The following is a 24478-nucleotide window of genomic DNA, read 5'->3' as shown; positions in this document are numbered from 1 at the left end:
GGCTCATTTTTCATTAGGAAAACAATTGTTTATTCAGTAACATTTTAAAACAACACACTTGAGATAACATAAAGAAAGGAAGAGTGCGATGCATCAATCCATTGGAAAAGTATTGCCGGCTGATGGCTACCGAACGACAAAAATGTTTGATTTGTCAGATGAACAATATCAAGCGCTGTATCAATTGTATCAGCCTATCATCGGCATTGAAGCCCTTAGTTTATATATGACGCTCTATCATCAAATTGCTTTCCACGATCGCCACTCTCATCACTACTTGATGCAGTTACTTAATCAATCTCTGACAACCATTTATGATGCCAGAACGAAAATTGAAGCGATAGGATTACTGGAAACGTACCGCTTTGAAGATGAGCAACAAACGCTGTATGATTTTCATTTAAAGCCACCAATGACACCGGTTAGTTTTATATCTGATGATGTGTTAAGTCAAATGTTGTATCACCAAATCGGCAAACAAAAATTTCATTCATTGAAATCAAAAATATTAGAGCGTACCACATTTTCCCCTTCGGGTGAGCCGATTACACACACGTTTTCTGATGTGTTTATACATCAACCGGTTGATATTGAAGTGGAAGAAACTACAGACACAACAGCGATTAATCATTATGCCAAAACGAAGGACTGGCTGTCAGATACTGTTGTTGATTTTGATTGGCTTAGTCAAAATTTACAGTCGCGGATGCTGAATGTAGACGTGATTTTATCTAGAGAAAATCAGCGCTTTATTAATCAGATGGCAGTACTTTACACTTTATCTAATTCTGAAGTCGACAAGCTATTACAGTGGTCGATTGATTCAGAGCACCGACTCGATAAAGAGGCGTTTAAAGAAGCTTGCTTGGATGCAATTGATGTCCAGCCGTCGAAACAACAAGTGATTATCCAGCGCGAACGCTTGAAGAAAAGTGAAACGATAAATTCAAATCAGGCGGCACCTCAATCGAAAAAAGCACGGTTTATTGAACAGATGGAGACGCTGAGTCCAAAGGAATTAATTGAAGACTTATCAGGTGAGGCTGAAGCTTCAAAACAAGATATCAAAATGATTGCAGATATTATGGGAAAACAAGCACTCTCACCAGGTGTGATGAATGTTTTGATTCATTATGTTATGTTAAAATCAGATATGAAGCTATCTCGTGCCTATATGGAAAAGATTGCGAGCCATTGGGCGAGAAAGCAAATTAAAACAGTTACTGACGCCATGGCACTCGCAAAAGAAGAGCATACGAAGTACCAATCGAAAGATTTTAAAAAGGGTTACCCAAGGAAAAAAACAGGTCGTGAGGCCGTCGTTCCAGATTGGTTTAAAAAACAAAAGACTGAAACAAAGAAGAGTACGCAAAAACCATCACAGACTGTTCAGCCATCATCAGCTGATAATCAAGAAATTGATGCGTTGTTAAAATCGTTCCAAGCAAAGAAAAACAAGCAGTGATAGATATTCTAAAAACCTAGATGTAAATGAAAATGAGGTGGTGACACGATGGAACCGATTAATGTTTCCTTAAAGAAATGGATGAAGAAAAATCAATCTTTTCAAGAAACATATCAAAAAATGAAACAAGAAATTTTACAGGACCCAGAGATAAAAACTGTCATTGAAACACATGAGGCGATTGATGATTTGGCAATTGATCGACAGTTAATGACGTTGTATGAGTATTATTCACAAAATAGGGATTGTGACAATTGTCCAGATCATGGCTGTATTGACAATGTTCTACCGGGGTATAAGCCGATTTTGAATGTAGAAGGTGACACGTTCCACCTCACCTATGAAAAGTGTAAATATACGCGGATTGAAGAAGAACAAAAGCGTCGACAAGCGAAAATTAAGAGCTTGTATATGCCGAAAGATATTTTAGCTGCGCGAATTGAATCGATTGATAGCCAAAACGCTGATCGTCATGAGGCTATCAAAGCTCTTCTTAAGTACGTGCATCAAATCGATGAAGGTTTGCCTGAGCGCGGTTTTTACTTCCATGGTCCGTTTGGTGTAGGAAAGACTTACTTTTTGGGTGCGCTAGCAAATGAGTTTGCCGATCGCGGGATAGAAACAATGTTGATTTACATGCCTGAATTCGTTCGTGAAATAAAATCATCATTTAAAGATGACTCAACATCTGAAAAAATTGAAACGTTTAAAAAAGTTCCCGTATTAATGATCGATGATATTGGGGCGGAGTCACTATCAAGTTGGTTTAGAGATGAGGTGCTCGGTTCTATCCTTCAATACCGAATGATGGAGCGACTGCCGGTCTTCTTTAGTTCGAATTACAATTTAACCCAACTTGAAACCCACTTAGCACAAACGTCACGTGGGGATATTGAAGAGTTAAAAGCGGGTCGGATTATTGAACGAATCAAACAAGTAAGTACACCGATTTTAATCCATGCGAATAATCGCCGAGAAAGTTAAATTTGTTTCACCTCTTGATTTTTTTACAAGACAAGACTATAATACAAAGCATAATTAAAAACTAAAAGTTTTGATGAGGACAATATTTTTTGCTGATGTGTAACTAGAGAGGAAAACCTTGTGCTGAAAGTTTTCTATACACACGCTTATAAATTACCACCTCTGAACTCCACTTCTGAACAAGTCACTTAATTAAGGAGCTGGCGGATACTCACCGTTACATGAGTTTGAATGAGCCAAACAGAACTGTTTGGGAATGAGGGTGGAACCACGAGCATAACGCTTGTCCCTTTGCTGTAATCGCAAAGGGATAGGCGTTTTTATATTGGCCTTTGTGATTAACTTACTATTTTAAGGAGTGAAAGACATGGCAGAACAAATCAAATTAATCTTTCCAGATGGAACAGAAAAACTTTTTGATCAAGGAACAACAGGTGAAGATGTTGCACAGTCGATTTCACCCGGTTTAAGAAAACAATCAGTCGCGATTAAATTGAATGGTGACTTACTTGATTTACGCCGTCCATTGCCACACGACGGTGAAATTGCGATTATCACTTCACGTGACGCTGAAGGCTTAGAAATCTTACGTCACTCAACAGCTCACCTTATGGCCCAGGCAGTGAAACGTTTATTCGGTGATGATGTCAAGCTCGGCGTCGGCCCAACAATCGAAGAAGGTTTTTATTACGACATCGATATGGACCACCAACTAATACCGGAGGATTTACCGAAGATTGAGAAAGAAATGCAACGCATTGTTGATGAAAATATTGAAATTAAACGCGTGGAAGTTTCCCGCCAAGAAGCGTATGATCGCTTTGAGGCGATTGGTGATGATTTAAAGCTGGAACTATTAGAAGCGATTCCAGCAGATGAAACAGTCACTATCTATGAACAGGGTGAATTCTTTGACCTTTGCCGTGGTGTCCACGTACCACAAACGAGCAAATTAAAAGTCTTTCAATTATTAAGTATCTCAGGTGCTTACTGGCGCGGAGACAGCAACAATAAGATGCTCCAACGTATATACGGCACAGCTTTCTTCAAAAAAGAAGACTTAAAGCATCATTTACATGTTCTTGAAGAACGTAAAGAACGTGATCACCGTAAATTAGGAAAAGAACTTGATCTCTTTACTGTATCACAGAAAGTGGGCCAAGGCCTGCCACTATGGTTACCAAAAGGGGCGACAGTCCGCCGCATGGTGGAACGTTACATTGTAGATTTAGAAGAACGACTCGGCTATGATCACGTCTACACACCGGTCTTGGGTAGCGTTGAACTTTATAAAACAAGCGGGCACTGGGATCATTATAAGGATGACATGTTCCCAACGCTTGAAATGGATAATGAAGACTTAGTGCTTCGTCCAATGAACTGTCCGCATCATATGATGGTTTATAAAAACCAATTATATAGTTATCGCCATTTACCGGTTCGTATCGCAGAACTTGGTATGATGCACCGTCATGAAATGTCCGGTGCGCTAGCGGGTCTTCAACGTGTTCGTGCGATGACACTGAATGATGCTCATATTTTCGCGCGTCCGGATCAATTGAAAGATGAATTTATTCGCGTTGTTGAACTCATCCAACATGTATATCGTGACTTTGGCTTTGAAGATTATTCTTTCCGTTTATCTTATCGTGATAAAGAAAACACAGAAAAATATGTCGATAATGATGAGATGTGGGAAAAAGCCCAAGCACTCTTAAAAGAAACAATGGAAGACATGGACCTTGACTATACTGAAGCAGAAGGTGAAGCAGCTTTTTATGGTCCTAAGCTTGATGTTCAAGTGAAAACAGCATTAGGTAAAGAAGAGACATTATCAACAGTGCAACTGGACTTCTACTTGCCAGAGCAATTCGATTTAACGTATGTTGGTGAAGACGGTAAAGACCATCGTCCTGTTGTTATTCACCGCGGGGTTGTATCAACGATGGAACGTTTTGTTGCCTTCTTAATTGAAGAGTATAAAGGTGCCTTCCCAACTTGGTTAGCACCTGTCCAAGCGCGGATTATCCCAGTTTCAAATGATGTCCACCAGGATTATGTGAAAAAGTTAGAAGACCGTCTTAGATTAGAAGGTTTCCGCGTGGAGTTAGATATGCGTGAAGAAAAACTGGGCTACAAAATTCGTGAAGCACAAACTGAAAAGATTCCTTTTGCGCTCGTTGTTGGTGATAAAGAAATGGAAAACAATGCAGTCAATGTGCGTCGTTACGGTGAACAAGACCAAGTAACAGTTTCACAAGATGAGTTTATCGCCTTAATGAAACAAGATATCGAGAAAAAGTCACGTAAAGAATCATAAACGCGATTTTTAAGCAGCATAAACCATTTACTCGTCAATCAAGTAGCGTTAACTTAAGTATAAGTTGACGCTGCTTTTTTTCATGCAGGAATATCTATCCGGTGGGGCGAATTAATAGTATAGATAAATAAATTACCTACTATTATGACACGAAGGGTATTAATTGTGAAATATAAACCGGATAAAGTACCGCTAAAGATTTTCATTCAACGCTTCAAAATTGCCATGAGTTTGTCATCTGTCAATGATAAGCTTATGAGTAGGTGTTAATGTTGCGCATGCCAGGGTCCACCTTTAAGAGTTTGCAAAATATAAATCAAAACATGTTAATTTTCGTTGACAAGCTTGTCAAGAGATGCTATGATAAGGAAAGTGAAATTGAATATGATCTTTAGACAAGTAGAGGCACCCGCTTCTCGCCTGATCGACACAATCATTGTAGTTGCCAGGTTATCACATTCTGAATTTTGAAGATGACAGGATATGTGTGGGTGCTTACGAGTACCGACGCTTTTTTTATTGTCTTTAATGGCTAAGTTTTATACACTTGTCAATGACTATTCGAAGGTCAGGTTCTAATAAGAACCGGTCATAGTTCATGCCGCTTTTAAAAAATCTCGGAGGTGGATGATTATTAGCAAAGATATGAATGTCAATGAGAATATTCGCGCACGTGAAGTTCGTCTTATTGATTCTAATGGCGATCAACTAGGTGTTAAGTCTCGTAATGAGGCGCTTGATATTGCTGCAACACGTAATTTAGATTTAGTTCTTGTTGCACCAGGTGCCAAGCCGCCAGTATGCCGGATCATGGATTACGGTAAATATCGTTTTGAGCAACAAAAGAAAGAAAAAGAAGCACGTAAGAAACAAAAAATCATCAACGTCAAAGAAATCCGTCTTAGCCCGGGTATTGAAGAGCATGATTTTAACACAAAACTACGTAATGCACGTAAGTTCTTGGAAAAAGGAGACAAAGTAAAAGTCTCAATCCGTTTCCGTGGCCGTGCAATTACACACAAAGACTTAGGTCGTAAAGTTCTTGAGCAAATGGCTGAAGAATGTAAAGATTTATCAACAGTTGAGCAAAAAGCTAAAATGGAAGGCCGTAGCATGTTCTTAATGCTTGCGCCAATCAATGAAAAATAAGCTTTAATTTATATGCTTTTAAGGAGGAACTACTCATGCCAAAAATGAAAACACATAAAGGTACTCAAAAACGTTTCAAAAGAACTGCTTCAGGAAAATTAAAGCGCGGAAGTGCATATATTAGTCACTTAGCTGCAAACAAATCAACGAAGCAAAAACGTAAATTGCGTAAAGGTGGCCTTGTATCTAAAGGCGATCAAAAGCGTATTGATCAAATGTTACCAAGATAACAAATTATTAGATTTCGGGAAGATATTTAGGAGGGAATTATTATGGCACGTGTTAAAGGTGGAACAGTCACACGCAAGCGTCGTAAACGCATATTAAAATTAGCAAAAGGGTACTATGGTTCAAAACATACCCTATTTAAAGTAGCAAAACAACAAGTTTGGAAATCAGGTCAGTATGCATATCGTGACCGTAAGCAAAAGAAACGTGACTTCCGTAAATTATGGATCGCACGTATCAACGCTGCAGCACGTTTGAATGATCTTTCATACAGCCGTCTTATGCACGGTCTTAAATTAGCTGGTATCGAAGTTAACCGTAAAATGTTAGCAGAACTTGCTATTTCTGATGAAAAAGCTTTTGCACAGTTAACTGAACAAGCTAAAGCAGCATTAAACAAATAATTAACGTATGATAAAGAGTTGTTTTCTGATACAGAAGACAGCTCTTTTCGTTATATAAGAAATGAATGCGAGGGAAATTATGGTCTTTTTTATTGGTTTTCTTATCTTCATCAATCTCATTGGTTTTCTTCAAATGGGTATAGATAAGCGAAAGGCACTTAAAAATAAGTGGCGTCTACCGGAGAAACAACTGTGGCTCATTGCTTTTTTTCTTGGTTCACCAGGTACTTTTTTAGGGATGAAATTGTTTCGGCATAAAACAAAACACCGTTTATTTAAATTTGGGTTACCGGTGCTTTCGATCATTGAAGTCATGCTCATTGTCTTAATATTTGCGTATTTTGATTGGACCTTATAAAATAAATAGGACTACATAAAAAGAAAGGACATCAATATGGAACTTACTAGTCTTTTTAAGCGTCAAAAAGAACTCGATGATTACATTGAGCAAAAGCACGATTTAACATCGCGCGATTTATTTGAGGAAAAGATTTTAGCGTTATTTGTAGAAATTAGTGAATTAGCCAATGAAACACGCTGTTTCAAATTTTGGAGTGTAAAAGAACCGAGTCCGAAGCACGTCATTTTAGAAGAGTACGTTGATGGGATTCACTTCTTATTATCACTTGGTCTCACCCGTGACCTAACTCCAGCACAAGCTGAACCATTTGAACAAGAGACAACGACAACGTCGCTTTTTAATCAAATGTACCGGGCAATCGATTACTTTAAAGACCAACAAGATGTAGAGACGTATCTGATTGTCTTTGAATTATATTTAAAGTTAGCCCGCCAACTTGGATTCACTGATGACGATATTTTAACAGCTTATCATGAAAAAAACGATGTTAACTTTAAGCGCCAAGATAGTAATTATTAATTTTAACTAGCCATGGTTGCTAGATAGCTAGATCAACTTTAGGAGGTCATATAAATGAATGAGAAATTAACGATGTTAAAAGAACTAACAGAAGCAAAAGGGATTTCAGGCAATGAAAAAGAAGCACGTGAAGTTATGGACCGCTATATTCGCCCCTTTGCGACAGAAGTATCAACCGACCGTATTGGTAGTTTAATCGCAAAGAAAGTTGGAAAAGAAGGTGGACCGAAAGTTATGGTTGCGGGTCACTTAGATGAAATTGGTATGATGGTTACCCGTATTGATGATAAAGGGTTCGTTTATTTCCAAACAATCGGTGGTTGGTGGTCACAAGTGATGCTTGCTCAGCGTGTGACAGTTATGACAGCAACTGGTGATGTCACCGGCATTATTGGCTCAAAACCACCGCATATCATGTCAGCCGATGCGCGTAAAAAACCATATGATATCAAAGATATGTTTATTGACATTGGCGCTTCAAGTAAAGAAGAAGCTCAAAAATTCGGGATAAAACCAGGTGACTCGGTTGTACCATATTTTGAATTCCAACCGATGAAAAATGAAAAATTATTACTCGCTAAAGCATGGGATAACCGCGTTGGTTGTGCGATTGCGATTGAAGTATTAAAAGCATTAAAAGACACGGATCATCCAAACGTGGTGTACGGTGTTGGTACCGTTCAAGAAGAGGTGGGTCTGCGCGGTGCGAAGACAGCAGCGAATACGATCCAACCGGATATTGCTTTTGCGGTTGATACAGGCATTGCAGGGGATACGCCAGGGATTTCAGCAAATGAAGCCGATAGTAAAATTGGTGAGGGACCACAAATTATTATTTATGATGCGTCAATGATTTCGCATAAAGGTGTGCGTGATCTAGTCGTAGAAACAGCAGATAAAAACGAGATTCCTTACCAGTACGCAACAATTGCGATGGGTGGGACAGACAGTGGTTCGATTCACTTAACAGCAAACGGTGTACCAACGCTATCGATTGGGGTCGCAACGCGCTACATCCACTCACATGCGGCAATTATTCATCAAGATGATTTGGACAATGCGGTGAAATTAATTGTTGAAGTTATCAAACAGTTAGATGAAGAGACAGTGAAGACGATTACCTTTGGTTAAAAATAAGGGGAAAATATGAATCTATCATAAAAAAGGATGGCCAATTGGCCATCCTTTCTGTGTAGCTATATCTGGAAGATGATAAGAAGACGTTCGTTAACCGAGTAACTGAGTCACTTTTTCAACATAACGCGTTGTCTCGGTAAATGGTGGCACGCCGCCATAGCGGTCGACATTACCAGGACCGGCGTTATAAGCAGCAAGGGCAAGTGTTTCATTGCCGTCATAGCGTTGCAACATTTGGTTTAAATATTTCGTTCCGCCCATGATATTTTGATAAGGATCAAACCGATCCGTTACTCCTAGGCCTTCTGCTGTTTTTGGCATGAGCTGCATTAACCCAGCTGCCCCGGCGTGACTTACAACATCCGGATTGAAGTTTGATTCTGTTTGAATGACAGCTCGAATCAATTGTTCACTAACACCATATTTCGTGCTAGCATCACTAATGATCGTGTTGATCGAATCATCGGAGTAGTTGACCTTAACAGGCGATGATGACATCACTTGTCCTATCACTGATGGATTTTCAACAAGATCGCGGATACGGGTATGATCTGACGTATCTATTTGACTAATGATACTAGAAAAGTCAAATGTGGGTGCCTGATTTTGTTTGGTTTGACTAAATTGACTGGTCGATTGTAATTTCATCATCGCTTGCATGAGTTGAATCTCGATTTTGCTCACCCCTTAGGTGTATCTCTGCTAATATTTACATATCTATACTACATTTTAGCGTGGGCCTTATGAAAAGTAAAGTGCTAAAATAATGATTGCTAGTGAACGAGCCAAGTAAGCGTAATGGCGTGTGTCCTGTCTTTCGATAGACCTCGTTTTAGCAGACAGTACGTTTTGACAAAAGGAAATAGTACTTCTAGAACACATTATTTCCCTAACAGGCTTTAACAACTGTTGATAAATATAGTTTGACCAAACTTAGCCAAGTTATGTATGATAGAGGAGATATTTTAAAATTGAACGTAGATAAAGGGTGACACGATGATTACATCAACAAAAAATGACACAATCAAACAATGGATGAAATTGCATAAGAAAAAATATCGCGAACAAATGGGTCAATTTCTACTTGAAGGCGATCATCTCGTTGAAGAGGTCATAGGAAGTGACTGGGAGATCGAACAGTTAATTGTGCGAGAAGATAGACAAATTGATACGTGGTTTAAGGATTACCGAACGACAGTGGTCACAGATCAGGTTTTTAAGGCTCTTGCTAATACACCATCACCACAAGGTGTGATGGCAGTGGTAAACATAAAGACGTATCGGGCGGATCGTTTTAAAAAAATACTCGTTTTAGATAATGTTCAAGACCCGGGAAATGTCGGTACAATGATTCGTACAGCGGATGCGTTTAACTATGACGGTATTATTTTAGGCGAGGGGACGGTGGATTTATTTAATGATAAAGTAATTCGGTCAACGCAAGGTTCGCTGTTTCATTTACCTGTTGTAAAAGCTGATCTAAATATACTGCTTCCAGATTTGCAGGCGCGTGGCGTTCAGTTGATTGCCTCAACACTTGAAGAAGCGATCCCGCTTGCTGAGGTAAAGGTTTTTGAAAGTTGTGCGGTGATTGTTGGTAATGAGGGTAGCGGTGTTCAAAAAGAACTGCAACAGTTAAGTGATATGAAAGTAAAGATCCCCATTACTGGTAAAGCAGAATCACTTAATGTCGGTGTGGCCGCAGGTATATTGCTGTACTATTTTCAGTGATGGTCATAAAAAGCGACTTATTTTTCACTGTTAATCAAAAAAGTAATGAAGAAACATTGTATTTTCAATTCAACCATTGCAAGACCACTGATTTTTCACTATACTAAAGAATATATGTACAAACAAAACAATATGACGATATAAAAAGCGACGAACGAGCCAAGTAAGTTTTACACCGTTTCATGATGAGGGATGTTTTGTCTAGACTGGAAGCAAAACACGTGAAATGTAGAACTGAATTCACTCGGGAGCTGTTCATGGGACCTTTTTAAGTGATTAAAAAGTAAAATGATGCCGGACAACACTGTTCGTTAACAAATATAAGTGGATAAAGTGCATGCTTTATCAACAAGGGTGGTACCGCGACTTTTAGCCTCGTCCCTTTTTGGGATGGGGCTTTTTATATTGTCAAAAAAGGAAACGATGAGAGGGAGGATATAAAGATGCAAGAAAAATTACAAGCATTAAAAGAAGAAGCGCTCGTAAAAATTACTGAAGCAGATGATTTAAAAGCACTTGAAGCAGTGCGCGTAGGGTACCTTGGTAAAAAAGGGCCCATCACCGAAGTGTTACGCGGTATGGGGAAACTTTCAGCTGAGGAACGACCGGTTGTAGGTGAATTAGCAAATACCGTTAGAGCGGCAATCACCGAAGCACTCGAAGTGAAGAAACAAGTTTTTGAAACTGAAGCACTGAATGAACAATTAAAAAAAGAAGCCATTGACGTGACCTTACCAGGTCGTCCGGTCACACTAGGTGGTCCACATCTACTTACATCCATTGTGACAGAGATTGAGGATCTCTTCATTGGGATGGGCTTTGAAGTAAAAGAAGGGCCAGAAGTTGAAACAGATTACTATAACTTTGAGGCGCTAAATTTACCAAAAAATCATCCAGCTCGTGATATGCAAGATTCTTTTTATGTGACAGAAGAATTATTGATGCGTACACATACCTCACCAGTGCAAGCACGAACAATGGGTGAGTATAAAGGTAATAAGCCAGTAAAAATGATTTGTCCTGGTAAAGTGTATCGTCGTGATACGGATGATGCGACTCACTCACACCAGTTCACGCAAGTCGAAGGTCTTTATGTCGATAAAAATGTGCGCATGAGTGATTTAAAAGGTGTCCTCAACCAATTTGCGAAACAATTCTTCGGAGAAGAACGTGAGATTCGTTTACGTCCAAGTTTCTTCCCGTTCACAGAACCGTCGGTTGAGATGGATATTTCATGTAAAGTTTGTCACGGAAAAGGTTGTTCGGTCTGTAAACAAACAGGTTGGATTGAAATCTTAGGTGGAGGCATGGTTCATCCTGACGTATTAAAAATGGCAGGCTATGACCCTGAGATTTACAGTGGCTTTGCCTTTGGTATGGGACCTGAGCGGATTGCGATGTTGAAGTACGGCGTCGATGACATCCGCCATTTCTACACGAACGATCAACGATTCTTAGCGCAATATCATAAAGCATAATGAATGAGGAGGAAAAGCTGTGTTAGTATCATTAAATTGGTTAAAACAATATGTTGATTTGGGTAGCGAAACACCTGAATCACTCGCAGATAAAATCACAAAAACAGGGATTGAAGTTGAAGGTATTGACTATGTTTCAGAACGATTAGACCACGTGGTGGTCGGTTACGTTGAATCATGTGAAAAACATCCGGATGCGGACAAATTAAACGTTACAAAGGTTAATGTCGGTGATGAGGTACTTCAAATCGTTTGCGGGGCACCAAATGTCGAAACAGGGCAACATGTTGTTGTCGCCAAAGTTGGCGCCGTGCTTCCAGGTAACTTTAAAATTAAGCAAGCGAAACTACGCGGGGTCGAATCAAATGGTATGATTTGTTCCTTACAAGAACTTGGTATTCAGGAACAATATGTACCGAAAGACTTAGCAGATGGTATTTTTGTCTTTAGTGAGTCAGTTCAAATAGGGCGTGACGTGACAGACTACTTAAATTTAGATGATGCGATTTTAGAACTTGGTTTAACGCCAAACCGCTCGGATGCTTTAAGTATGTTGGGTGTAGCCTATGAGGTGGCCGCTATTTTAAATGAAGAAGTCATCTTACCAGATGAATCGTATACGACAACAGATGAACAAGCGACGGACCTTGTTTCAGTGAAAGTTGAAGCAACAGATGACAATCCTTACTACGGGGCGTTTGTCGCAAAGAATGTGACGATTAAACCTGCACCACTCTGGATGCGTAATTATTTAATGGCGGCAGGCATTCGTCCAATTAACAACGTCGTTGATATTACAAACTACGTTCTACTTGAATATGGTCAACCACTGCATGCGTTTGATTTTGATAGATTTGGATCTAATCAGATTGTCATAAGACGAGCAGTAGCTAATGAAACCTTTGTCACGCTTGATGAAGAAACCCGCACATTAAATACCGAACACTTAGTCATTACAAATGGACAAACGCCGCAAGCTCTTGCGGGTGTGATGGGTGGTTTTGAATCAGAGGTAAACAATGAGACGTCAACGGTTTTACTAGAAGCCGCTTACTTCGACGGAAAAGTTGTGCGTCAAGCAGTAAAAGATCATGGCTTACGCAGTGAATCAAGTACGCGGTTTGAAAAAGGAGTCGATCCTAATCGCGTTAAACGGGCGGGGCATCGTGCCTTGCACTTACTAGAAAAATATGCTGATGCTAAGATTTGTGTCGGCGTAAGTGAAATAGACGCACTTGATTACAGTGAAAAAGATGTCGTCATAACGACTGAACGGATTAATGATCGTCTAGGTACAACCATTACAGATTATGAGATTGCGGTCATTTTAGATAAATTACAATTCACATACGATCAAGATCAGTCAACCTTCACGGTTCATGTCCCAACGCGTCGTCAAGATATTACGATTTTTGAAGATATGTTAGAAGAAGTCGCAAGAATCTACGGATATGATTACTTAGATTACACGCTACCAGAGGGTGGACAGTTTGCCGGTAAATTAAGTGAACGTCAAGCGTTAAAACGCTTTGTGAAGCAAGTGATGGAAGGTGCTGGACTATCTGAGGCAATTACTTACTCACTAACAACGACAGAGCGAGCAACTATGTTAATGGCCCCTGACATTAAAAAGCAAGTCATCAGCCCGGTCCGCTTAGCGATGCCGATGAGTGAAGAACACTCGACGTTACGTTTAAGTCTCTTACCGGAACTCTTAGCTGTCGCAAGCTATAACCAAGCCCGTAAAGAAAAAGATCTTGCGCTTTATGAAGTAGGAACTGTCTTTGTTTCGGATGAAAAAGAAATCACGAAACAACCAAAAGAATTAAACCGCTTAGCGGGTGTTCTAAATGGTCAATGGCTGACACATCCATTCCAACAAGAACATAAAGCCGTTGATTTCTACGTTGCTAAAGGCATTGTGGAAACATTGGTCAGTCGTTTAGGTATGGATGTTACTTTTGCTAAAGCGGAGATTGATGGCATGCACCCAGGGCGAACAGCTGAATTTTACCATGAGGGTCAATCGATTGGTTTCATTGGTCAAGTGCACCCAACCTTAGCGAAGTCCTATGACCTAAAGGCTGCTTATGTCTTTGATCTAGATTTAGAATATTTATATGAGCATGTTGATCTTGAACCGAACTTTAATCAAATTCCACGCTTCCCGTCAATGTCTCGTGATATTGCGTTAGTGATAGATGAGATGGTGCCAAGTGGTGATGTGTTAGCAACGATTAAACAAGCGGCTGGTGAACATCTCTTTAGTTTACATGTCTTTGATGTGTATCAAGGCGAACATTTACCAGCGGGTAAGAAATCACTTGCGTTTAACTTGCGCTACCTTGATCCAACGCGTACGTTGACAGATGATGAAGTTGAAACGAGTTATGAAGCTGTATTAGCTGCCGTTAAATCAACACACGGGGCTGTTTTACGCGCATAAAAATGAAATAAAGAAAAATAGCGACTTATTTTCTCAAGTAAGTCGCTATTTTTTCTGTGTTTTTAAAGTGTACTTTTGCGAATTGATCGAGGCAAGCATACCCTTGTTTTTTTACAAGATAACTTGCGGCTTGGTCAACTTTACTCGATGCTCCTTTAGGTAACGTAAAACCAGCTGTTTTACTAAGCTTATCCATTTCCTTCACAAAGCTATAACGCGCTAATATAGACGCACAAGCAACGCTGATGGCATGAGATTCCGCTTTTGTGACAAAGTACGTACTGGCTGGTAAGGTTTTTCCTTCAGATTGTAAATGATTGATGTAGACATTCGGTGTCGCAAATTGATCAATAATAATCCCATCTGGCTTAGTCGGTGCGATTTTTTTAAGCAATTTTGTGATTGCCACATGATGCAGCATCGTCTTCATCTTGCCCTGGGACCAACCTTTTTTCTGCAGGCGATTATATTTTTCATTATGTAAAATCACAAGCGAATACGGAATCTTTAATTGTAAAATCGTTTTGGCTAATGACTGAATTGTTTCATCGGTCAAGTTTTTCGAGTCTTTTACGCCGAGTTCTTTTAGCAAGGGAATCTGTTCATTCGTGACATAACAACTACATACGGTGATTGGCCCGAAATAGTCTCCTGTTCCGGTCTCGTCGGAGCCGATCGTATTTTGGTTGTAGAGTGACGCATTTGGCATATAATCGTGTTGATTGACGGTCTTTTTTGTTGAACCTTTAGCCGCTTTTAAAGCCTCCCAGCGACCCGCTTCTACTTCTGGGTTTTGCCCTTGAAACATAACTTTTTTTGAGCGATAGCCAGTAATGGTCACGCCATTTTTCTTTGCTTGAAACACTGCATGTTGAGGTGTTTTCGTTTGATAAGGTTGATAATAAGTGGTCATTTCTTTTAACGTATCATCAGATACATAGTGTACAATATGTCCCATAAGCACTCCTCTTTCATTGGTATGGTGTCATTATATCAGAGAAAATAGCGATAGAATAGTTTCCTAAATCACACACTTCATGTTAAGATAAATATTAGGATTTTATTAAAGGGGGTATACAGGTGACCCAGGTGAAAAAGACACGTGCCAACGTCGATATATATGGTAAAAATTACACACTTGTCGGTGATGAAGATCTTCATCATATGCGCATGATTGCAAGTGTTGTGGATGATAAAATGCGTGAAATCTATCAAGCAAATAAAAGTTTAGATACGACACGGTTAGCTGTTTTAACAGCCGTGAATACGATGAATGATTATTTAAAGTTAAAAGAAGCCTATGATGCCCTTGAACAAAAACTGAATAAGAAAGAGGACTAAAACGAACATGATGGATTTAATATTATTGTTACTACTAATTTTTGGTATTTTACGCGGAATGAAGCGGGGCTTAATTGTCCAAGTGTTTCATTTTGTTAGCTTCTTTATTGCGTTTATTGTTGCATCGCGTTTTTACAAAGCGTTTGGTAACATGTTAGAAATGTATATTCCGTATCCTCCTCTTGAAGGGGAGACGTGGGCATTTTTTGAAGCAACGTTTAATTTAGAGGCAGCCTATTACTATATGATTGCTTTTGTTGTTTTATTTTTTGTCACCAAAATTATTTTATCAATTATTACCGCGATGCTTGATTTTGTTGCCGAACTGCCACTTCTTAATGTCGCAAATAAAGGACTAGGTGCCGTGTTTGGTTTTTTTGAACAATACTTAGTCTTGTTTATTTTTGTGTTTGTTTTATCGTTATTACCTGTAGAACAAATACAAGCGATGATTGCCGAATCAAACGTTGCTCGGTTTATGATTGAACAGACCCCGATTTTCTCAAATCGTATCATGACTTTATGGTTTTAATGGATGAATAACGATGACAGACCCTTGTATTTTGTGCAAGGGTCTTTCCTTACGAATAGGAGGTGCTTGTAATGACAAATAAAGAAGCAATAAATAAAAAAGACATTATTCATTTACTTGAAGAGATTGCAATTTATTTAGAACTAAAAGGAGAAAACTCATTTAAAATTTCGGCTTACAGAAAAGCTGCCCAAGCCTTAGAGACAGACACCAGAGCTTTGAGTGAGATTGATGATTGGTCATCAATTAAAGGGATTGGTAAAGGGACACAGGGCGTGATTACGGAATTTTTAAATAGCGGGGAATCTGAAACCCTCAACGTATTAAAACAAGAAGTACCAGAGGGATTGATCCCATTACTTGATATACCAGGTCTTGGTGGTAAGAAGTTAGCGAAGCTCTATCAAGAGCTAAAAATCGAGAATGAAGCCGATTTACAAATGGCTTGTGAAAATCATCAGGTCGCTGATTTAAAAGGCTTTGGTAAAAAGTCAGAAGAAAAAATCTTAGTGGGACTTTTAAAGTTAAACGTTCAACCTGACAGGTTGCCATTTGATGCCGTTCGCGGGGTACGACATAAGATTGAAACTGCTCTAAGCTCAATGAACGGTGTTAAACGGTTTAGTATCGCTGGCAGTATGCGCCGAATGCGCGAGACGGTGAAAGACTTAGATTTTATTATCGCAACAGACCAACCACAAGTTGTTAAAGAACACTTGCTTCAGTTAGCGGATATAAAAGAAGTGATTGCGAGTGGAGATACAAAAGTATCGGTTATTATTCAAGATCATTACGACGTGAGTGTCGATTTTCGCATGATTCGCGATGATGCATTTGCGACAACGCTCCACCATTTTACGGGTTCAAAGGATCATAACGTGGCCATGCGTCAGCTTGCTAAAACCCGGGGTGAAAAGATCAGTGAATATGGGGTTGAAAATGTTAAAACAGGAGAAGTAACAACTTTTGAGTCAGAAGCAGCTTTTTTTAACCATTTTAACTTATATGAGATTCCACCTGAGGTAAGAGAAGCAAAAGGTGAGATTGAGGCATTTAAACAGCCATATCCACTCGTAACACTTGATGAGATCAAAGGCGACTTACACATGCACACAACCTGGAGTGATGGTGCCCAGTCGATTGAGGAGATGGCTCGGTTTGCTCGTGATAAAGGTTATGCATATATTGCGATTACTGACCACTCAAAATTCTTACGCGTCGCAAATGGTTTAAATGAAGCCCGCTTAAGAGAACAACGCGAAGAGATTGAACGAGTAAGACAACTGTTTCCAGATCTTACGATACTAGCTGGCGTGGAGATGGATATTTTACCAGATGGTTCGCTTGACTTTGAGGATGATTTCTTACAAGGGCTTGACTATGTCATCGGGGCAATTCATTCCTCGTTTAGTCAGACAGAAGAAGAGATCATGACACGTTTGTTTAATGCGATGGAGAATCCATACGTCAAACATATCGCACACCCGACTGGACGCATTATTGGTAAGCGAGACGGGTATAAGGTGAATATGGAACAATTGATTCAAAAAGCGAAGGAAACACATACAATATTAGAACTTAATGCCAATCCAAAACGCTTTGATTTAAATAGTGATTGGATTAAAGTATGCCAAGACCATGATGTGAAGGTGACAATCAATACCGATGCCCATAGTAAAGAAACGCTTGAGTTTATGAAAGAAGGCGTAGGTGTTGCGAGACGTGGTTGGTTGAAAAAAGAAACGGTCGTTAATACGTGGACATTAGAAGAACTGCAAGCATTTTGGAAGAAAAAACAAGAATAAGGTGATTCGATGAATGAAAGAATATTTCGGGTGTTAGAGTTTAATAAAATTATCGATAAGTTAATAGAGAAAGCTGATACATCACTCGGTAAAACACTCGCAAAAACAATAAAACCAAAAACAGACCTTGAAACGGTCTTGCACTTACAAGCAGAAACCGATCAGGCAGTTCAAATCTTACGCTTAAATCAAACACTCCCCTTTGGCGGGGTAAGTGATATTCGCCCGGCTGTAAAACGAGCAGAAATTGGTGGGATATTAAGTGCGGGTGAGTGTCTGCAAGTACAGAGCACGTTATACGGAACAAAAAATATTAAACGCTTTATGGATCAAATGGAAGAACCAGAAGCCCCACTGATTCGGGCACTAACGGAAGAACTTGAACCACTTTCACAACTTGAACGAGAAATTAAGTCGTGTATTGATGAACACGGGCACGTGATGGATGCAGCCTCAGATGTCCTGCGTCAGATTCGGACGAAGATTAGAACAAGTGAATCAAGAATTAGAGAACGGCTTGAAACATTGACTCGCACGAAGTCGAATATGTTGTCTGATGCGATTGTGACCATTCGTAACGACCGTTATGTCCTTCCGGTTAAACAAGAATATCGTCAAGCGATTGGTGGAATTGTCCATGATCAATCAGCCTCAGGGCAAACCTTATTTATGGAACCTCAAGGCGTGGTTGAAGTGAACAATCAATTATCAGAAGCTCGGGCAAAAGAACAGGTGGAAATCGAAAAAATCTTAAAAGCGTTATCACTAAAAATTGCCGAAGAACATGTGGCTTTAAGACATAATATTGATGTGTTAAGTGGTTTAGATTTTATCTTTGCACGGGGTAAATTATCACAAACGATGCATGCGGCGATGCCTGAAATGAATGACCGTGGTGTGATTGAGATGAAACAAGCCCGTCATCCACTCTTAACAGATGACGAAGTGGTCGCCAATGACGTTGCACTTGGTGATGATTATCATGCGATTGTCATAACTGGACCGAACACGGGTGGTAAAACCGTCACATTAAAACTGGTCGGTTTACTCACACTAATGGCTCAATCAGGCTTGCAAGTTCCGGCCCAAGATGGTTGTGAACTCGCAGTGTTTGAAGATGTGTTTGCGGATATTGGTGATGAACAGTCAATTGAACAAAGCTTAAGTACCTTTTCTTCACATATGACGAACATCGTTGATATTCTTGCGCACGTTAATGACAAGACCTTAGTGTTATTTGATGAGTTAGGGGCAGGAACAGACCCGCAAGAAGGGGCAGCTCTTGCGATGGCGATTTTAGATGAAGTTGTTGAAAGAAAAGCACGGGTTATTGCGACAACCCACTACCCTGAATTAAAAGCGTATGGCTATAACCGTGATGGGGTTATTAATGCGTCAGTGGAATTTAACGTTGAAACCTTACGACCAACTTACCGGTTATTAATTGGGATACCAGGTCGTAGTAATGCTTTTGATATTTCTCGTCGTCTGGGACTAGACGAATCGTTGATCCTTAATGCCAAAGAATTAATTGGCACAGATACAAAGAGTGTGGACCATATGATTGCTTCTCTTGACACAGCGAGACGTCAAGCAGAAGATGACTATTTAAAAGCAGAAACGTATGTTGAAGAAGCGGCAGAATTGAAGCGCGATTTAGAACGGAAGTGGCATGAGTTTGCACAAGAACGGGACCGCTTGCTTGAAAAAGCTGAACAAAAGGCTGAGAAAGCGGTTGAAAAAGCACGAGTGGAAGCAGAAGCTGTTGTTCAAACGATGCGTGAGATGAAAAACCAGCATGAATTAAAAGAACATGAGTGGATTGAAGCGCGTAAACTTTTCGATGAAGCAAAGCCAACCTTAACGAAAAAACAACAAAAACAAGTAGAGAAGAAAGTAAAAGCAGAAACGTTAGCAGTTGGAGATGATGTACATTTAGTCACGCTTAATCAGAACGGAACGATTGTTGAAGAAATTTCAGATAAAGAATTTCAAGTACAAGTCGGTATGATGAAAATAAAGGTGAAGAAAAATCAACTTGAAAAGTTAGCGCCAAAAAAAGAAACAGTGACAAGACCAGTTGCGACTGTTAAAAATAAAGGCTCTCATACCAAGCCGGAGTTAGATTTGCGCGGAGAACGATATGAAGATGCACTGCAACAATTAGAAAAATATATCGATGACGCTTTACTTCAAGGTTATCCGCGAGTGACAATTATTCATGGTAAAGGGACAGGCGCTTTAAGAAAAGGTGTACAAGAATACGCTAAACGTCACCGCCATATTAAATCCGCAACCGCCGGAAGTGCGCAAGAAGGCGGCAGTGGCGTCACGATTTTTGAGTTTAAGTAAGTGTGAGCAGAACACTAGCCAAAAAAAACCCCTGGGTGGTATACTTGGCATTGTAGAAATCATTGAGAACAATTTTTTAGGAGGAATTATATAATGGCAACTGTAAAAGTAACAGATCAATCATTCAAAGAACAAACAGCAAAAGGATTAGTATTAGTAGACTTCTGGGCACCATGGTGCGGACCTTGTAAAATGATCGGACCTGTATTAGAAGAAATTTCTGATGAAATGGCTGATAAAGTAACAATCGCAAAATTAAATGTTGATGAAAACCAACAAACGGCAGGTCAATATGGTGTGATGAGTATTCCGACATTACTATTCTTTAAAGACGGAGAAGTCGTTGACCAAGTTGTTGGATTCCAACCAAAAGAAGCATTAGAAGCACGTATTAACCATCACGCATAAGATTAAAAAAGGAGCCTTCCGGCTCCTTTTTTTAGTGGGTTATTTTTGTTTTTAACTTGTCCTTGTGATATGCTGAATATGTAACAATTTACATATCATGTTTTAAGAAGGAGTCTCATTTTTATGAAAAAATCTCGTGCTAAAATAATACTGTATGCCTTGTTTTTACTTGGTATCGGACTGAGTTATTATTTCGTTTTACCGCCACTAAACATTCAGTCGCCCGGCTTTAGAGGTTATCTGGCTGTCATTATCTTAGTGGCTATGTTTATTGAAATCGTTGCTGATTCTGTCTTTTCGCCCCAAGCGCTCAGGAAATTAAGTAAAAAGTATTATCTGTTTGGTTTTGTGTTGATTTTTATTGGTTTAAGTTTTATTATGCAACTCTTTAATGGTCCCATCTTTCGTGCGAAAGACTATGCGGCGTTAATTGAGGTAGAAGAAAAGGATTTTGAAGCGGATTTTCCGACGTTATCAACCGATCAAATTCCGATGCTGGACCGCGATACAGCCAAACGTTTAGGCGATCGCCGAATTGGCTCTTTAACTGAGCTCGTTTCTCAATTTGTACCGGCAGAAACGTATACACAAATCAATATTGCGAATGAACCTTATCGCGTAACACCATTAAAATATGCAGGTTTTATGCAGTGGCTCAATAACCGTAATGAAGGATTGCCCAATTACTTAACGGTTGACATGGTTTCTGGAGAAGTGACAGTAGAAGATGTTGAAGAAGGGATTAAATATTCCGACGCAGAACTCTTTAATCGTAATGTAAAAAGGTACTTGCGTTTTAACTATCCAACCAAGATGTTCCAAAACCCATCATTTGAAGTCGATGATGAAGGACACCCACATTATATTGCGACGACGTATGAAAATAAGTTTCTCTTCACTCAACAAGAGCCAAATGGTGTGATTGTCCTTGATGCAGTCACAGGAGAAACCGCTGCTTATTCATTAGGAGATATGCCTGATTGGGTTGACCGGATTTATTCAGCCGATTTGATGATTCAACAACTGAATTATCGCGGGCTTTACGTGAATGGTTTTTGGAACAGTGTCTTCCAAAAACGGGGGGTGACCCAAACAACCAACGGGTATAACTATATCCCGATGCAAGATGATGTTTATCTTTATACCGGTGTGACAAGTGTCAATCGTGACGCGTCAAATATCGGCTTTTATTTAGTGAATTTACGAACGAAAGAAGCATCGTATTATCCCGTCACATCCGCAGATGAATTCTCGGCAATGGACTCAGCTGAAGGTAGCTTGCAACAAATGCGCTTTACTTCTACTTTTCCACTGCTCATTAGTCTTGAGAATAAGCCTTACTATATTTCATCTTTAAAAGATGATTCAGGCCTTGTTCGTTCATACGCCTTAGTCGATGCGGTTGATTACCAAAAAGTTAAAACCGCTGAAACGGTTGATGGTTTAATTAGACAAGTGACCGGTGAGACGGGTGACGACAGTATTGTTGACGATATTGAAACAGATGAAGAATTAACGGCCTTAACCGGACGTGTTGAAGATATTGCTCAAGTTGTTGTCGAAGGTAATACGGTGTATTACTTTATGATTGATGGGACGATTTATAAAGCTGATATATCATTAAGTGATAGGTTACCATTTGTCGGTGTCGGTTCAGAAGTCCAAGGAGCGGTCAATGAAGATTTAGAATTTCGTGTGTTTGAACTGTTGGAACAACCAGCAGTGGAAGAGAACTCGACAAATACAGACCCAGATGCATCAGAAGATACCGAAACAGATGAAACACCACCAAAAGAGAACACAGAAGAATAAAAGGTGAATAAGATTCATCAACAAAGGAGGCATACTCACAGAGGTGGGTGTGCTTCTTAGTTTTTTTAAAGAGAACGTATGTGCTATAATAGAGTTATTGTAAAAGAGGTGAAGTGATGAGTCAAATTGAAGAAAAATTAAAAGTATTACCGGCTGAGCCTGGTTGTTATTTGATGAAGGATAAACATGGTACGGTTATTTACGTCGGTAAATCAAAAATGTTAAAAAATCGAGTGCGGAGCTACTTCACCGGTGCTAATGATCAAAAAACCCAGCGACTTGTTCAAGAGATTGTTGATTTTGAATATATCGTGACATCATCAGAAATGGAAGCACTTATTTTAGAGATGAATTTAATTAAAAAATATGATCCGAAATATAATATTTTGTTGAAAGATGATAAATCATATCCCTATTTAAAAATTACGAATGAACGCCATCCACGGCTTATTACCACAAGAAAAGTCTTGAAAGATAAGGCGCGTTACTTTGGCCCTTATCCAAACGTATTAGCCGCAAGAGAAACAAAAAAGTTATTAGACCGGTTGTATCCGCTTAGAAAGTGTAATAATCCACCTGGAAAGTATTGCTTATATTATCATTTAGGTCAATGTCTCGCTTGTAGTGACGACCCGCCTAGTCGAGACTTTTATAAAGAGATCACCCAAGAAATCTCACGGTTTTTAAAAGGGGGGCATCAAGCTATTAAACAAACGATTCAAGGAAAAATGTATCAAGCGAGTGAAGATTTAAACTTTGAGCGTGCGAAAGAATTACGGGATCAACTCACTCATATTGATTCAGTTATGGAACAACAAAAAATGACGTTAGAAGATCGAACGGATCGTGATATCTTTAACTTTAGTTATGATAAAGGTTGGATGTGCGTTCAAGTCTTTTTCATCCGACAAGGAAAGCTTATTGAGCGCGATGTGTCGATTTTTCCGTTCTTTGATGAACCGACAGATGTCTTCACCACTTTCGTTGGTCGGTTTTACTTGCATCAAAATCATTTAAAACCAAAACAAATTCTCGTGCCAGCACCGATTGAGTTTAACTTATTAAAAGAATTATTGAAGATGGATGTAACCATTCCCTATCGTGGGAGAAAGAAAGAACTGATTGATTTGGCAGGTAAAAATGCAGAAATCGCTTTATCTGAAAAATTCCAGCTCATTGAACGCAATGAAGAGCGAACAATCAAGGCGGTAGAAACGCTAGGGGAAATCCTTCACATTGATACGCCCCACCGGATTGAAGCCTTTGATAATTCAAATATCCAGGGAACCGATCCTGTGAGTGCGATGGTTGTCTTTATAGACGGTAAGCCAGATAAAAAAGAGTACCGCAAATATAAAATACGTGATGTCAAAGGTCCGGATGACTATGATACAATGCGTGAAGTCGTTCGTCGCCGTTATACAAGGGTATTAAAAGATGGTTTACCACTACCTGACTTGATTCTTGTTGACGGGAGCAAAGGGCAAATGTCTGCGGCCCGGGATGTGCTTGAGAATGAACTGGGCTTAGATATACCTCTTGCAGGACTCGCAAAGGATGATAAACATAAAACGAGTGAATTGTTATATGGTAATCCGCCAGCTGTTGTTAATTTAGGACGCAAATCACAAAGTTTTTATTTGATTCAACGGATTCAGGATGAAGTTCACCGCTTTGCGATTACGTTTCACCGTAGTTTACGCGGGAAGAATGCGATTCGCTCAGAGCTCGATCAAATACCAGGTGTCGGTGAAAAGCGCCGTCGTTTACTCTTATCTCATTTCAAATCAATCACGGAAATTAAACAAGCAGATCTTGAGACAATGACTCGACTCGGAATACCTAAACCAACAGCTGAGACAATTCTATATCATTTGAATCAAGAAAAAGATGAGTTAGCTGATGCAGAAGAAGCCGATACAGAAGGTAAGAAAGATACAAACGAGTGAAACTATACAAAAAGATCCATGGCTAAATGAACGACACATTCAGCCACGGATCTTTTA

At 39.5% G+C, this 24478-nt stretch carries 21 protein-coding genes and 2 other annotated features; of the genes, 19 read left to right on the top strand and 2 right to left on the bottom strand.

The genetic code is table 11. The features are described from left to right. The first annotated feature begins 88 nt into the window (after positions 1-88). From BM098_RS00925 to BM098_RS00885, 9 genes are all read left to right on the top strand, one after another. Complete coding sequence (locus BM098_RS00925; protein ID WP_089829433.1) at positions 89-1465, top strand: replication initiation and membrane attachment family protein; 1377 nt, start codon at positions 89-91, stop codon at positions 1463-1465. A 48-nt stretch (positions 1466-1513) separates the two neighbouring features. Further along, positions 1514-2449, top strand: a complete 936-nt coding sequence (gene dnaI, locus BM098_RS00920) for a primosomal protein DnaI (RefSeq protein WP_089829431.1) — start codon at positions 1514-1516, stop codon at positions 2447-2449. Positions 2450-2816: 367 nt separating this feature from the next. Beyond that, positions 2817-4769 (top strand): threonine--tRNA ligase, encoded by a 1953-nt coding sequence (gene thrS / locus BM098_RS00915; protein ID WP_089829429.1) that lies wholly within the window; start codon positions 2817-2819, stop codon positions 4767-4769. A 391-nt stretch (positions 4770-5160) separates the two neighbouring features. Continuing rightward, positions 5161-5292, top strand: a sequence feature (ribosomal protein L20 leader region). Positions 5293-5414: 122 nt separating this feature from the next. Next, complete coding sequence (gene infC, locus BM098_RS00910; protein WP_143423357.1) at positions 5415-5918, top strand: translation initiation factor IF-3; 504 nt, start codon at positions 5415-5417, stop codon at positions 5916-5918. A gap of 35 nt (positions 5919-5953) precedes the next feature. Beyond that, positions 5954-6148 (top strand): 50S ribosomal protein L35, encoded by a 195-nt coding sequence (gene rpmI, locus BM098_RS00905; RefSeq protein WP_089829424.1) that lies wholly within the window; start codon positions 5954-5956, stop codon positions 6146-6148. A 42-nt stretch (positions 6149-6190) separates the two neighbouring features. Next, the gene (rplT, locus tag BM098_RS00900) at positions 6191-6550 is read left to right on the top strand and encodes a 50S ribosomal protein L20 (RefSeq protein ID WP_089829422.1); all 360 of its coding nucleotides are present in this window, start codon (positions 6191-6193) and stop codon (positions 6548-6550) included. 79 nt (positions 6551-6629) lie between these two features. After that, positions 6630-6908, top strand: a complete 279-nt coding sequence (locus tag BM098_RS00895; RefSeq protein WP_089829420.1) for a DUF1294 domain-containing protein — start codon at positions 6630-6632, stop codon at positions 6906-6908. Between the two features lie 36 nt (positions 6909-6944). After that, complete coding sequence (locus tag BM098_RS00890; protein ID WP_089829418.1) at positions 6945-7430, top strand: dUTP diphosphatase; 486 nt, start codon at positions 6945-6947, stop codon at positions 7428-7430. A 54-nt stretch (positions 7431-7484) separates the two neighbouring features. Further along, the gene (locus BM098_RS00885; RefSeq protein WP_089829416.1) at positions 7485-8561 is read left to right on the top strand and encodes a M42 family metallopeptidase; all 1077 of its coding nucleotides are present in this window, start codon (positions 7485-7487) and stop codon (positions 8559-8561) included. Positions 8562-8657: 96 nt separating this feature from the next. On the opposite strand, the gene BM098_RS00880 is transcribed toward BM098_RS00885, so the two are convergent. Then, positions 8658-9218 carry a lytic transglycosylase domain-containing protein gene (locus BM098_RS00880; protein ID WP_234987366.1) on the bottom strand — a complete coding sequence of 187 codons (561 nt, stop codon included), beginning with the start codon at positions 9216-9218 and terminating at the stop codon, positions 8658-8660. Positions 9219-9563: 345 nt separating this feature from the next. Here BM098_RS00880 and BM098_RS00875 point away from each other — a divergent pair, with 345 nt between their 5' ends. The 3 genes from BM098_RS00875 to pheT all read left to right on the top strand — a co-directional run bounded on the left by BM098_RS00875 (position 9564) and on the right by pheT (position 14222). Beyond that, on the top strand, positions 9564-10298 hold the full coding sequence (locus BM098_RS00875) for a TrmH family RNA methyltransferase (protein WP_089829412.1): 735 nt from the start codon (positions 9564-9566) through the stop codon (positions 10296-10298). A 141-nt stretch (positions 10299-10439) separates the two neighbouring features. Then, positions 10440-10684, top strand: a binding site (T-box leader). A 57-nt stretch (positions 10685-10741) separates the two neighbouring features. After that, positions 10742-11776 (top strand): phenylalanine--tRNA ligase subunit alpha, encoded by a 1035-nt coding sequence (pheS, locus tag BM098_RS00870; RefSeq protein WP_089829411.1) that lies wholly within the window; start codon positions 10742-10744, stop codon positions 11774-11776. Between the two features lie 19 nt (positions 11777-11795). After that, positions 11796-14222: a phenylalanine--tRNA ligase subunit beta gene (gene pheT, locus BM098_RS00865; protein ID WP_089829409.1), complete on the top strand. Its 2427-nt coding sequence runs from the start codon at positions 11796-11798 to the stop codon at positions 14220-14222. Between the two features lie 25 nt (positions 14223-14247). On the opposite strand, the gene rnhC is transcribed toward pheT, so the two are convergent. Further along, on the bottom strand, positions 14248-15180 hold the full coding sequence (rnhC, locus tag BM098_RS00860; RefSeq protein ID WP_089829407.1) for a ribonuclease HIII: 933 nt from the start codon (positions 15178-15180) through the stop codon (positions 14248-14250). Between the two features lie 122 nt (positions 15181-15302). On the opposite strand from rnhC, the gene zapA reads away from it, so the two are divergent. The 7 genes from zapA to uvrC all read left to right on the top strand — a co-directional run bounded on the left by zapA (position 15303) and on the right by uvrC (position 24421). Further along, a complete protein-coding gene (gene zapA, locus BM098_RS00855) occupies positions 15303-15563 on the top strand; it encodes a cell division protein ZapA (RefSeq protein WP_089829405.1) in 261 nt (86 codons plus the stop codon). Positions 15564-15570: 7 nt separating this feature from the next. Then, positions 15571-16095, top strand: coding sequence for a CvpA family protein (locus tag BM098_RS00850; protein WP_089829403.1), 525 nt, complete (start codon positions 15571-15573; stop codon positions 16093-16095). 71 nt (positions 16096-16166) lie between these two features. Continuing rightward, on the top strand, positions 16167-17900 hold the full coding sequence (gene polX / locus BM098_RS00845) for a DNA polymerase/3'-5' exonuclease PolX (RefSeq protein WP_089829401.1): 1734 nt from the start codon (positions 16167-16169) through the stop codon (positions 17898-17900). A 9-nt stretch (positions 17901-17909) separates the two neighbouring features. Beyond that, positions 17910-20252, top strand: a complete 2343-nt coding sequence (locus tag BM098_RS00840; RefSeq protein WP_089829399.1) for an endonuclease MutS2 — start codon at positions 17910-17912, stop codon at positions 20250-20252. A gap of 93 nt (positions 20253-20345) precedes the next feature. Beyond that, the gene (gene trxA, locus BM098_RS00835; RefSeq protein ID WP_089829397.1) at positions 20346-20660 is read left to right on the top strand and encodes a thioredoxin; all 315 of its coding nucleotides are present in this window, start codon (positions 20346-20348) and stop codon (positions 20658-20660) included. Positions 20661-20783: 123 nt separating this feature from the next. Further along, the gene (locus tag BM098_RS00830; RefSeq protein ID WP_186819672.1) at positions 20784-22472 is read left to right on the top strand and encodes a hypothetical protein; all 1689 of its coding nucleotides are present in this window, start codon (positions 20784-20786) and stop codon (positions 22470-22472) included. A gap of 116 nt (positions 22473-22588) precedes the next feature. Next, the gene (uvrC, locus tag BM098_RS00825; RefSeq protein WP_373863166.1) at positions 22589-24421 is read left to right on the top strand and encodes an excinuclease ABC subunit UvrC; all 1833 of its coding nucleotides are present in this window, start codon (positions 22589-22591) and stop codon (positions 24419-24421) included. Positions 24422-24478: the final 57 nt, after the last annotated feature.

The organism is Halolactibacillus halophilus, from assembly GCF_900115605.1.
GTDB lineage: Bacteria > Bacillota > Bacilli > Bacillales > Amphibacillaceae > Halolactibacillus > Halolactibacillus halophilus.
Note: the sequence above shows the minus strand (reverse complement) of the source record. Positions and strands in the feature narration are given on the sequence as shown.